The sequence below is a fragment of the Flavobacterium daejeonense DSM 17708 genome, from assembly GCF_000425425.1.
Classification (GTDB): Bacteria; Bacteroidota; Bacteroidia; order Flavobacteriales; family Flavobacteriaceae; genus Flavobacterium; species Flavobacterium daejeonense.
The window spans coordinates 22,930-35,682 of record NZ_KE384374.1 but is presented as its reverse complement, the minus strand read 5'-3'; the positions used below and the strand labels follow the sequence as shown (position 1 = coordinate 35,682).

The following is a 12,753-nucleotide window of genomic DNA, read 5'->3' as shown; positions in this document are numbered from 1 at the left end:
AGTTTTAATTTATTGTTTGTTATACGCCCATTTCAGATAAATAGATCCCCAAGTGAATCCACCTCCAAATGCGGCAAAAATAATAGTATCTCCTTTTTTAAACAAATGTTCGAAATCATTTAAAACCAGAGGAAGGGTAGCCGATGTCGTATTTCCATATCGCTCGATATTCATCAAAACTTTAGATTCCTCTAAGTTCATTCGGCTTGCAGTAGCATCAATAATACGCTTATTAGCCTGATGTGGAACCAAATAAGCAACATCTTCGTTAGTAAGATTGTTTCTTTTCAAAATTTGTTCACTGGCATCAGCCATATTGGTTACAGCATATTTAAAAACCGTTTTCCCATCCTGTCTGATACTGTGTCTTTTTTCTTCAACTGTTTGAATTGTTGGCGGGTGAAGAGAACCTCCGGCGTCTATTTTTAAGAAATCACGACCAATACCATCGCTTCTTAAATATTCATCCTGCAAACCTAAACCTTCATAATTAGGTTCAAATAATACTGCTCCGCCTCCATCACCAAAAATAATACAGGTTGTTCTGTCAGTATAATCTACGATTGAAGACATTTTATCAGCACCAATTAATAATACTTTTTTATATCTTCCTGATTGAATATAGGCGGCTGCAGTTGACATTCCGTATAAAAAGCTGGAACATGCCGCTTGCAAATCGTATGCAAAAGCATTAGTGGCTCCTATTTGAGTCGCAACATAAGCTCCCGTTGCAGAAACCTGCATATCCGGTGTTGCCGTTGCCATTAAAACCAAATCAATTTCCAAAGGATTAAGATTCGCTTTGGCAATTAAATCTTCAGCTGCTTTTATTGCTAAAAAAGAAGTTCCTTTGTCAGCATCTTTTAAAATTCTTCTTTCTTTTATTCCTGTTCGTGATATAATCCACTCATCGTTTGTGTCAACCATAGTTTCAAGAACCTGATTAGTAAGCACAAAATCTGGAACATAAGCTCCAACAGCAGTAATTGCGGCTGTAATTTTATTCATTTTATTCGGATATTTCCTCTTCTGTTTTTACACAAAAGAAAACGTTTAAAAAAGGGGTTAAAAATACAAAAAAAATCTAAAACCCTTTGTCTTAAAACTTCTTATTTAACGAAAATAACAAACAACAAAAAACTCTCACAAAGTGTGAGAGTTCTCGTAGTATCTATAAAAACATATTAAGCAAAAGTAGCTTCTGACTTGTCAATAACCACTTGTCCTCTGTAATACATTTTTCCTTCATGCCAGTAAGCTCTGTGGTACAAGTGAGCTTCACCTGTAACAGGGCAAGTAGCGATTTGAGCTACAGTAGCTTTGTAATGTGTTCTTCTCTTATCTCTTCTTGTTTTCGAAGTTTTTCTCTTAGGATGTGCCATTTTACTATATTATTTATCCGTTAATAGTTGCTTTAATTTGTCCCAACGCGGGTCTATATTCTCTTCTTTATTCTCTTTTTTCTCTACTTCTTTGACCTGTAATTCATTCAGCTTATCCAAAGCATCCGTTTTTAAACTTCCGTCTTTAACTCCTGGATGAATTCGTTTTTGAGGAACCGAAAGAACAATCATCTCATAAATATACTGTGCAATATTTATTTCAAATTCTCCAAAAGGCAAAATAAGCAACTCTTCATTATCATCATTAAACACTTCTCCAAAACGAACAATCAACTTCATTTTACCTTTAATTGGCAAATCAAAATCTTCACCCGTTAAGTCGCAAGGCACATTAACCGTCCCTTTGTGCTTAAAACTCAACTCAAGCATATTGCTTTTTTTCTCTAAAACTACCGACACTTTGACATCCGAATTTTGAAATTCGTCATACTCAAAGATCCCAAAGAACGCATTATCTACCTGATACTCAAAATGATGTTTTCCTAGCTTTAACCCTACAAAAGGAATTAAAAATTCTTTAGTCTTGTCCATTTCAACAAAATTTTGCCCAAATCCGAAGCTTCGGAAAGGGAGTGCAAAGATATAAAATTATTGTAAATCCAATAACTTATTAATCTTTTTTTATTTACATTTATTTTTCCTTAACTTTTAGCGGATTTTTAACCATCTCCTCATGCTGAATCCTTGAGCGATAAACATCTACAGCCAAATAAACCGCTTCTTTAAAAGAATTAAAATCTGCTATTCCTTTTCCGGCAATATCATAAGCCGTTCCATGATCCGGCGAAGTCCTTACCTTACTCAATCCCGCTGTAAAATTAACTCCTTTACCAAAAGACAAGGTCTTAAACGGCACCAATCCCTGATCATGATAAGTCGCAATTACAGCATCGAATTTCTCATAATGACTACTACCAAAAAAACCATCTGCAGCAAAAGGACCAAAAACCATCGTCCCCTGATCAAACATTTTTTTCAACACCGGACGAATCAATTCTTCCTCTTCTTTTCCAATAACCCCACCATCCCCACAATGCGGATTCAAACCTAAAACAGCAATTTTTGGATTATTGATACTAAAATCCTTAATCAAAGACTGCTTGACCGTATTTATTTTTTTTACAATCAAATCTTCTGTCAATCGGGAAGCCACTTCGTTAATTGGCACATGATCGGTCAACAAACCCACCCTCAGATTGTCCTGAACCATAAACATCAACGCATCACCTCTTAACTCCTGATCTAAATAATCGGTATGCCCCGGAAACTTAAAATCTTCCGATTGAATATTGTATTTATTTATAGGTGCCGTAACCAAAACATCTACCAAATCCTCCTTCAAAGCCTTGGTAGCTGCCACAAAAGATTTTATAGCATACTCACCTACCTTATCATCATTTACACCCAAATTCAAATCAACTCCTTCTTTCCAAACATTCAAAACATTCAGCTTTCCTGGTACCACCTGATCCAGTTTATCAATACCATGAAGCGCAACAGTCAACTCTAAATTTCGTTTTATAAAAGACAAAATTTTCACATTAGCAAAAATAACCGGCGTACAAAGCTCCAACATTCGGGTATCTTCAAATGTTTTCAGAACTACCTCGCTCCCAATACCATTTAAATCCCCTATCGAAATTCCTACGATAATATTTTCTGCTTTTTTAATCATATCCACACGTTTTATTGCTAATTTTGAAAGCAAATTTAGTAAAATAAAACAAGAATGTTTACAGGAATCATAGAAACCCTCGGAACTATCCAGGAAATAAAACACGAAAAAGACAACATCCACGTTACAATAGACTCCAGCATTACAAATGAACTTAAAATTGACCAAAGTGTAGCCCACAATGGCATCTGTTTAACCGTAGTAGCTATAAAAGATTCCACCTACACCGTAACTGCCATTGACGAAACCATTCAAAAAACCAATTTAGGCGAATGGCAAAAAGGCGACTTCGTCAATCTGGAAAGAGCCATGAAACTAGGCGACCGCTTAGACGGACATATTGTTCAGGGACACGTAGATCAAACAGGAACTTGCATTTCGATTGAAGAAACCAACGGAAGCTGGCTTTACACCTTTGAATACGATGATAAATTAAACAACCTAACCATCGAAAAAGGATCTATTACTGTAAACGGCGTTAGCTTAACCGTTGTAAACTCTCAAAAAAACCAGTTTAGTGTAGCCATCATCCCTTACACTCACGAACATACTAATTTTAAAAATTTCGTAGCAGGCTCTAAAATCAATCTGGAATTTGATGTAATCGGGAAATATGTTTCTAAATTATATACAAACAAAATTTAAAACAAAAAGAAACACCCGATTAAACCGGGCGTTTCTTTTTTGACATAGAAATATAAATTTTAAACAAACCAAACAACAAAGCTATAAACATCATCACTACAATCTCCGTGTCAATTGGCAAACCCGGAGGAGTTACAGGACCACTTAAAGACATAGTTGTAGAGCCGGGTGTTGGAGATGGAGGCTCTGTAGTATCAGCAAAGACATTCACAATCCCAAACACGAATGTCATTAAAAAAAACAATATTTTATGGGAAATTTTCATAATTTAGTTACACCAAAATCAATTGCTCGAAACAGCCTAAACAGCCTTACTTAAACCAAGACTTACATGATAAAGGATAAAACTAGAACATATAAACAACAACAAAAACTATTCCCGTCTAAACGAATTTTTCACCGACAAACTGATTGATTTTAGTAATTTTTAACAATTATAGTAACGACATCTCCTCTTTAAAATCAGACATAAATTTTTATACGGCTGTCCGTAAAACATACTAAAATATTTTTTTACCACAGATTACACAGATTCTCATAGCTTTTATAAGCTTTTTTGAATTTCTTTAATCGGTGTTCTAAAAACAATACAAGGATAGAATAGCCCTCAAAAAATTCTTTCTGCGAAAGCTCGTTTTCATGATTACTTTACTATTTTCACAAATCAAAAAGACTTAAACACGAAGACAAAACACTCATTATCACCATTTGACTTGAATTTGCCATTAAACAAAACGAATTGAAAGCAAGAAATAATCGCCGAAAGAAAACAAAAAAGCCCTCACATTGCTGTGAAGGCTTAATTTTAACTAGTGGTCCCACCTGGGCTCGAACCAGGGACCACCTGATTATGAGATAGACTTTTAACTTTTGCATTTAATTGCATTTAGCTTCAAAATCACTGTTTTACAGCTGTTTATCATTTTTAAAAAATATTTTTGTTTCATCCGGTTTCACAATATGCACTCATTTGTTGTACGTATGTTGTACTTTTAAAAATATTAAAAATGAAAGCTAGTGTAAAAATCATCCTAAAAAAGACAATGCTTAACGATGGCACATTTCCTGTCAATTTAAGAATAACAATTGATAGAAAGTCTAAATTCTACAAAACCCCTTACAATGTGTTACCAAAATTTTGGAATGACAAAGCAAGTGAATTTACAACTAAATTCCGAAATTATTTGCAATGTAACCGAATATTAAATTCGATAAAACAAGACGCCTCCAAAATATTAGACGTAATGATTGAGGAAAATCACAACTTTTCTCTGGAATCATTCGACTCTTTATTTAGACCTGAAGAGGTAAAAAAACTAAACTTTATTGCTTATTTTGAAGAAAGAAAACTTCAATTAAAAGAATCTGGAAAAATAAGCTCCAGCAGTTCCTATCGTGATACTATCTCAGCACTTTCAAGATTTAGACCAACGATTTCAACTTATGATTTCACAAAAATCAATTACGATTTTCTAACAGCTTTTGAATCCTACTTACGAGCTCATGGCTGTAACAATGGTGGTATTGGTGTATATATGCGAAATATTAGAGCAATTTACAACTCAGCAATAAAATCTAAAATTGTATCTAGTGAATTTTATCCTTTTAAAGATTATGTAATATCTAAATTGAAATCAAGCAAAGTAAAGAAAGCTTTAACTAAAGAGGATTTACAATTATTATTAGACTATGACATATCTAAAAACAAAGAAGGAGCTAAAGCTTTATATACTTACTTATTCAGTTTTTATTGCCGAGGTATTAATTTCACTGACCTAGCTGAGTTAAAATGGGGAGAAGTTGATTTAAGCAGTTTTTCTTACGTTAGAAATAAAACCGGAATAAAGTTAAATGTAAAAATTCCTGACAATCATCATATGAAAACTATTCTAAACTACTTTAAAGTTTATCGCCCATTTGATACCGATTACATTTTTCCTATATTAGAAAAAGATGAAAAACTTTACACCAAAGAAGAATTGAGAGATCGAAAAAAAAGTGTTTTAAATTATTATGGCAAACTCCTTAATATTATTGCTCTCGAATGTGGAATTAAAAACAAAGTAACTTTTTATACCGCCAGACACACTTTTGCAACCCTATCTTTAAAAAAAGGCATCAATACCGTCATGATTAAACAAGCACTAGGACATCAGTCCATTAAAACTACAGAAACTTATCTAGAAGATTTCAATACTAAAGAGTTAGATACTGCTTTTGAGAATTTACTTTAAATCATTTTTTAATTTTTAAAAGCAATCTAAAAACCAAATTATTTTGGAATTAAAAACACGAGATTATAACCAAATCTCGTGTTTTTTTTATTTCCCTTTTGTTTATTAAAAAAAGACAAAACCCTTTGAAGTTAAGTTTCAGAGATTCCTGTAAATTAATAACTTGTAGTTTTCATCTTCAATGTATTATCACCAATATTATAAGCATAAACTGAAGCTGGTAAAAAAGTTAACAACAATCCTCCCACTTCTTTAGCCCCCAGTTTATCAATCGATGTAACTAATGAACTAGAAAAATCGTTACTTTTACAAAATTGAATTAAACTTGATAATTCCTGTGGTTTTTCAAAATATCGATTACTCCACTTAATCTCAACGCCCCAAACTGGTTTAAACTTTTTATCATCTACCAAAACTAAATCTACCTCTCCATCTTTCCATCGAGCATAGGTTAAATCTAAATTTTCACGATGCATCCATTGAGATAAAATAGCGGTCTCTACCATATTACCCATTTCATCATCAGTACCTTTTATAGGAGAAAACAACGCTGTTCTTAATGACGGATTCGTTAAATACACCTTGAAGTTCGTTACCCGCTTCATCCTTTTAGCATTAATATCAACTTTATTCAAAACCTTTATTAAAAAAGCTGCTTCGAGATATTCCAAATATTTTTTCAAAGTATCTTTCTGAATACCGCTATCTTTTGACATTGCTTCATAAGAAAACTCATTACCTGTATTATAAGCTATATAAGTAAAAAAGCGATTAAGTTCCTGAACATCTTTTATCCCGTATAGGCTTGGCAAATCACGTAATAACACTTTATCAACAATATCATTTTTAACATACCTCCCCATATCCTTTTGAATTCTTTCAGACAAGACCACCTCAGGATACCCTCCAAAATTCAGATATTGCAAGAATTCATTATTCAATTCATCTATATTAAGTGGCAAACAATATGGAATTTCTTTATTACCATATTTAATATGTCCATTTTGAATTAAATGCCCTTTATTCTTTAAATGTATAAATTCCTGAAACGTAAGTGGTGGTAACATAAAATCAGTAAATCTTCCTGCTCCACTTTCTGTACTATGCCACTTCAAAGCCGCAGCAGCCGAACCGGAAACAACAAATTTAGTTTCAGGATATGTATCGACTAAGACTTTTAAATGACGCTCCCAATCTTTTAAATATTGAATTTCATCAAAAAAGATGTAACACCCTTTCAAATCTGACAACTGTAAAGATGCTACGCATAAATCCAATATATCTTGCAAACTGAGTTGTACATAAATTGGATTATCTATTCCAACAAAAAAAACACGCTGTGGATTTACCCCTTCTTCTATAAGCTTCTCAATAGTATGAAACATCATCACTGTTTTCCCTACCCTCCGTGGCCCCATTAATACAACTGCTCTGCGAATATCAGTTTCTTGAACAAAAGGGAAGAACAAATCAAAATACAAACGTTTTGACATGTCCTTATAAATCTCGGGAATTTCTTTAGTAATCCACCAAGGATTTTCATATTGCAGTCGTTCGATAATCTTATCTTCTGGAATAAGCCTTGAATTTTTCATATTTATTCTTATTTGAACAAATATAGCAAAATAAGCAGATTTAAATCTACTTATTTGCTAAAATAAAAGAAAATAAGCTATTTTAATCTCTTTTAAACTTCTTATTTTCTAATTTCAAGTAACTAAACTTTCATTCCTTTACAAAGTAAATGTTGCACTTTTTATATTTTCAAAATTGTTGACTAAAAATAATTTTTGTGAAAATATTTTACAGTACACCTCTGCCGAAAAAGCACTAAAATACATGGTAGAAAACCAAGAAAACAGCCATTTAATGCCGGAAATTATTTTTCTTGATATTTATATGCCTGTAATGGATGGTTTTGAATTTTTAGAAAATTACAAACTACTTTTTAAAAACAAAACTCAAAACTGTAAAATAGTAATGGTTTCGTCTTCTATAGACAATAGCGATATTTCCCGTGCCAAATTAGATGAAAATGTAGCACTATATGCTACAAAACCAATATCTAAAAATTTATTTAATGATATGATTTTTTTTTAACACACAGTTAATTTAAACGAATTTACTCAAACCCTTTAATATATTTTCCTAGATTTTAAACTCAAATTTTTTTGATTCATCAAATTTTTAGATGAAGCTGTCCGAAAAGTAATTTTCGGGCAGTTTTTTTCAACAAGATTTTGATTTTGTATTTTTAAGTATTATAAATACTGACAATGCAAACCATTCTCAAATCTCATTCTGTTCATCAGCAAACACTTTTCCCTTTAGATTTAACTACTTTGATACCTGAAATCATTCAGCGAGATTAATTGATTCTGTAGCTGAAAAATTAGATATTCCCGATATAATTTCACAATACAAAAGCAGCGGAACATCGAGTTAATACCCCAAAATGCTAATTAAAATACTATTTTATGGTTATTTGAACAATACTTATTCTTGCCGAAAAATAACCAAATCGGTAAAGGAAAACATTTACTTCATGTGGCTTTCAGGAGGATTACAGCCTGATTTTAGAGGACAAAAATTAAAAGGTAATATTGAAAAACTCTTTAGTCAGCTTGTAGAGATGATGGTCGATTTGGATTTGATTAGTCTTGAAAACAATTTATCGATGGTACTAAGATTGAAGTAATGCTCACAAATACAGTTTTATTTGGAAAAAGTCGGTAAAGAAAACAAAGCCAAACTTCATCAAAAGATAAATGCTATTTTATCTGAAATAGGTCACTAAAACTACTTCAAAATTTATCATCCATTTGATACCGATTACATTTTTCCTATATTAGAAAAAGATGAAAAACTTTACATCAAAGAAGAATTGAGAGATCGAAAAAAAAGTGTTTTAAAGTATTATGACAAACTCCTTAATATTATTACTCTCGAATGTGGAATTAAAAACAAAGTAACTTTTTATACCGCCAGACACACTTTTGCAACCCTATCTTTAAAAAAAAGCGATCAATACCGTTATGATTAAACAAGCCTTAGGACATCAATCTATCAAAACAACTGAAACTTACTTAGAAGATTTTAATACCAAAGAATTAGATAAAGCCTTTGAAAATTTAATTTAAAAACTCCCTTTATATTTTTTTTAGTATGCTTACTCAACTTCGAAACTACCTCGCATAGCAAACTCGAAACCATTATGATCTTTAGCTAGACTTTAGTTAATTTCACTTAATGTAGGATTAAAAATAAACAACTAATGGTTGCGACCTATGTAAAAAGTAAAAGGCCTGATTTCTCAAGGCCTTTACTATTTATACGATTAAACTATATTTATTTAAAATTCCACCCCAAAGTCACCCCAAAAGCTACAGGGCGTAATTTAGCATCTTTATCAGTACTGTACAATCCATTTGCTTTACGGTCTGAAACAGATGATGGATTATATCCAACAAACGATTTATCTGCATTTTGATCTAAAATTGAACCATGTCCATTCTCTAAAAACATCGCAGCATACAAAGAGTTCTTTGGTCCCATATCAAAAGTAAATCCTAATTCGAACATACTCATAATTATTCCTTTCGTATCATATTCTCCAGAAGCACTATAATTGGTTTGACTACCAAAACCATATTCTGGTAAATCATCAATGTATAAATTCACATCAGGATAATAAGCTGTACCGTTTATCTTGCTGGCTTTGGCTTCAATCTTGTACTTTAGAGGTAAAAAATATTTTGCTCCTGCTCTAAAATTAAAATCTATACCTTTATTGATATTGGTTTTATATTGTAGAAAAAGTGGAATCTGTAGAGCATGAAGTGTTTGCTTCTCCTTATAATTAGTAGCACTCATATTATATTCAAAGGCTGAAGTTGATTCATCTACCTCGTAACTCTTTAAAACTGTCATTGGGTTATTTAATGTAACTATTTGTCGGTACTGAGAAATTTCTACTCCTGAACCAATCCCGATATGATCTGTCAATGAGTAAATATACCCTGCTTTTAAAGCAGCTCCCAATCTATTACCTTCCTCTGCAACTGAGACATCACTTTGAATATTTCCTATTCCTGATTGCGCTCCAATATAAAACTGAGCTGTAATTGCCTGAGAAAGCAATAATGCCAACGTTCCTATTGTATTTTTCAAATTAAATTTCATACTTATTCTTTTAGATATCAGAATAACCATCCTCACTCTTACCATGAGGATGATGTATTCCAATTATTTAATTTCTAACTAATAAATTTTTAGTGAAAATTTTACCGTTTGAAAGGGTCATCTTCACAACATATATTCCTTCAACTAATGGTGCAGTTAATGTTACTACATTCTCATTTGTCATTTTATCCTGCATTAATATACCTCCTACACTATAAACTTCAACATGTGCATTTTGCAATCTTGCGGAAGACACATTTGTTAACAGTTCATAAGAAGCATTTGGTTTCACAGGATTTGGTGCAATTTTAATATACTCATCCTCTACTGTAGAAGATAAAACCAAAGGACAAGTAGTAACTACCATACCATCCAATCTAGTAGCTTTAGCGTAATAGATTCCGTTCAACGTTCCGTTCTCTTTATAATACTGTAATGTTTGTCCAGAAACCAAAGCTCCATCTTTATACCAGGTATAAGAAGCAAACTGTTGAGAACTATTATCAAAGAAAATAACGTTCTCGAATTGTTTTCTAATAAGATTAGGCTGTCTATTTACAACTGTCAAAGTAACGGATGAAGCCGGAAAATAATTATTATTTCCTTCTTGAGAAGCTGTAATAGTTGTAAAACCATAATCATGTACCGATAGTTCTCCATCAGAAATCGTTGCGATATTAGTATTTGAAGAGGTATAATTTATAGGCAAACCACTACTTGTCTCAGCCGTTAAAACCACTGAAGAACCTGTCTCACAACCTAAATCTAATATTTGATTCCAACTAATTGTCTGATTTGCTTTTGTAATGCTAAAATCTTTCGAAACAAAACTTATCGTATAATTGCCCCCTGCTGTTAAAGTTCCCTGAGTAATCGCATAAAGACCTACATTCTCTCCAGATACTCTTGATAAAGCACCTGTAAAAGAATCTCCACTTACTAAAGCAGGTGAAACACTGTAAGTAAACGTTGGATCAACTGTTCCATAAACTTTAGTTTGGGAAACATCAGCTGTAACGATTATCGGTTTTGCTGTAATTGTAAAATCTTTAGAATTATAAGTAATATCATAATTACTTCCTGCAGTCAGACTTCCTTGAGTAATAACATAAATACCTACATCCTCTCCGGATACTCTTGATAAAGTACCAGTAAACGAGTCTCCACTTACTAAACCTGGTGAAACCGTATAAGTAAACGTTGGATCAACTGTTCCATAAACTTTAGTTTGAGAAACATCAGCTGTAATAGTTATCGGTTTTGCAGTAATAATAAAATCTTTTGAAACATAGATAATATCATAATTATTTCCTGCACTCAAAGTACCTTGTGTTATCGCATAGTTTCCGATGTTTTCTCCGGCATCTCTTGTCAGCGTTCCTGTGAAAGTGTCACCACTTACTAAAGCAGGTGAAACGCTGTAAGTAAACGTTGGATCAACTGTTCCGTATACTTTAGTTTGAGAAACGTCAGCTGTAACGGTTATCGATTTTGCTGTAATAGTAAAATCTTTTGAAACATAGGTAATATCATAATTACTTCCTGCACTTAAACTTCCCTGATTGATTGCATAAGCTCCAATGTTCTCTCCTGCAACTCTTGTTAAAGTTCCTGTAAAGGAATCTCCACTTACCAAACTTGGTGAAACACTGTAAGTAAACGCCGGGTCAACTGTTCCGTAAACTTTAGTTTGAGCCGCATCAGCTGTAACTGTAATTGGTTTTGCTGTAATAACAAAATCTTTTGAAACATAAGTAATCAAATATTTATCACCTGCAGAAAGAGTACCTTGAGTGATTTCATAAGAACCAATATTTTCACCTGTAACTCTTGTTAATCCCCCTGTAAATGAATCACCTGATAATAAAGTAGGCGTTACAGTATAAGTAAAAACTGGATCTGAAGCGCCATAAACTTTCGTTTGAGAAGCATCCGCAGTTACTGTAATTGGTATTTGATTTAATTTTAATGTATAACTATGGGTTGCTGTACAAGCGTTGGCATCCGTAACTGTAACCGTAAAATTACTATCTGCTACCTGAGTAGAAGCACCTGTTATCTGTCCACTCGATGAAAGGGTAAAACCTGAAGGCAAATCACCAGCAGTAACGGCATAAGTTTTAGGACCTGTCCCACCAGTTGAAGCAATTGTTTGACTATAAGAAGTATTGTAATCATATCCTGACAAAGTAGTAGTTGTAAAACCGATAGCTGTTGGTTCGGTAATAGTAAACATCTGCGTAGTTTGACATGAATTAGCATCTGTTACAGTTACTGTGTATGTTCCTGCTGACAAACCTGTAGCCGTAGCAGCTGTACCTCCTGATGGTGACCAAGAGAAAGTGTATCCAGAAGTTCCTCCTGATACTGAAACTGTAGCCGAACCATTAGAACCTCCATTACAGGAAACATTCGTTTGTGAAGCTGCCGTTGCAACCAGTGCTGTTGGCTGAGTTATTGTAAAACTTTGAGTAGTTTGACATGCGTTAGCATCAGTTACAGTTACAGTATAAGTTCCTGCAGCTAATCCAGTGGCTGTAGCAGCTGTACCTCCTGATGGTGACCAAGAGTAAGTGTATCCAGAAGTTCCTCCTGATACTGAAACTGTAGCCGA

At 33.2% G+C, this 12,753-nt stretch carries 12 protein-coding genes; 4 read left to right on the top strand and 8 right to left on the bottom strand.

Annotation, left to right across the window (positions count from 1 at the left end; genetic code table 11):
* Positions 1-9 precede the first annotated feature (9 nt).
* The 4 genes from H599_RS0117910 to pdxA form a co-directional block, all read right to left on the bottom strand.
* Positions 10-1,008, bottom strand: a complete 999-nt coding sequence (locus H599_RS0117910) for a beta-ketoacyl-ACP synthase III (RefSeq protein ID WP_026715366.1) — start codon at positions 1,006-1,008, stop codon at positions 10-12.
* A gap of 176 nt (positions 1,009-1,184) precedes the next feature.
* On the bottom strand, positions 1,185-1,382 hold the full coding sequence (gene rpmF, locus H599_RS0117905; RefSeq protein ID WP_026715365.1) for a 50S ribosomal protein L32: 198 nt from the start codon (positions 1,380-1,382) through the stop codon (positions 1,185-1,187).
* A gap of 9 nt (positions 1,383-1,391) precedes the next feature.
* A complete protein-coding gene (locus H599_RS0117900) occupies positions 1,392-1,934 on the bottom strand; it encodes a YceD family protein (protein WP_026715364.1) in 543 nt (180 codons plus the stop codon).
* Positions 1,935-2,034: 100 nt separating this feature from the next.
* Positions 2,035-3,078 carry a 4-hydroxythreonine-4-phosphate dehydrogenase PdxA gene (gene pdxA, locus H599_RS0117895; RefSeq protein WP_026715363.1) on the bottom strand — a complete coding sequence of 348 codons (1,044 nt, stop codon included), beginning with the start codon at positions 3,076-3,078 and terminating at the stop codon, positions 2,035-2,037.
* A gap of 54 nt (positions 3,079-3,132) precedes the next feature.
* On the opposite strand from pdxA, the gene H599_RS0117890 reads away from it, so the two are divergent.
* Complete coding sequence (locus H599_RS0117890; protein WP_026715362.1) at positions 3,133-3,723, top strand: riboflavin synthase; 591 nt, start codon at positions 3,133-3,135, stop codon at positions 3,721-3,723.
* Positions 3,724-3,742: 19 nt separating this feature from the next.
* Here the strand turns inward: H599_RS0117890 and H599_RS20140 are convergent, their stop codons facing one another.
* Complete coding sequence (locus H599_RS20140) at positions 3,743-3,955, bottom strand: hypothetical protein (protein ID WP_155960830.1); 213 nt, start codon at positions 3,953-3,955, stop codon at positions 3,743-3,745.
* A 775-nt stretch (positions 3,956-4,730) separates the two neighbouring features.
* Here H599_RS20140 and H599_RS21390 point away from each other — a divergent pair.
* Positions 4,731-5,957: a phage integrase SAM-like domain-containing protein gene (locus tag H599_RS21390; RefSeq protein WP_026715361.1), complete on the top strand. Its 1,227-nt coding sequence runs from the start codon at positions 4,731-4,733 to the stop codon at positions 5,955-5,957.
* Between the two features lie 155 nt (positions 5,958-6,112).
* Here H599_RS21390 and H599_RS0117875 read toward each other — a convergent pair whose 3' ends face one another.
* Positions 6,113-7,552: an ATP-binding protein gene (locus H599_RS0117875; protein WP_026715360.1), complete on the bottom strand. Its 1,440-nt coding sequence runs from the start codon at positions 7,550-7,552 to the stop codon at positions 6,113-6,115.
* A 163-nt stretch (positions 7,553-7,715) separates the two neighbouring features.
* Between H599_RS0117875 and H599_RS20135 the strand changes: the two genes are divergently transcribed.
* Positions 7,716-8,057, top strand: coding sequence for a response regulator (locus tag H599_RS20135; RefSeq protein WP_081810601.1), 342 nt, complete (start codon positions 7,716-7,718; stop codon positions 8,055-8,057).
* A 355-nt stretch (positions 8,058-8,412) separates the two neighbouring features.
* Positions 8,413-8,655 (top strand): transposase, encoded by a 243-nt coding sequence (locus H599_RS20660; RefSeq protein ID WP_081810600.1) that lies wholly within the window; start codon positions 8,413-8,415, stop codon positions 8,653-8,655.
* Positions 8,656-9,305: 650 nt separating this feature from the next.
* Here the strand turns inward: H599_RS20660 and H599_RS0117850 are convergent.
* Positions 9,306-10,139, bottom strand: a complete 834-nt coding sequence (locus tag H599_RS0117850; protein WP_026715359.1) for an outer membrane beta-barrel protein — start codon at positions 10,137-10,139, stop codon at positions 9,306-9,308.
* A gap of 67 nt (positions 10,140-10,206) precedes the next feature.
* Positions 10,207-12,753, bottom strand: a 2,547-nt coding sequence (locus H599_RS20450) for an MBG domain-containing protein (protein WP_026715358.1), incomplete at its 5' end; no start/stop codon positions are given.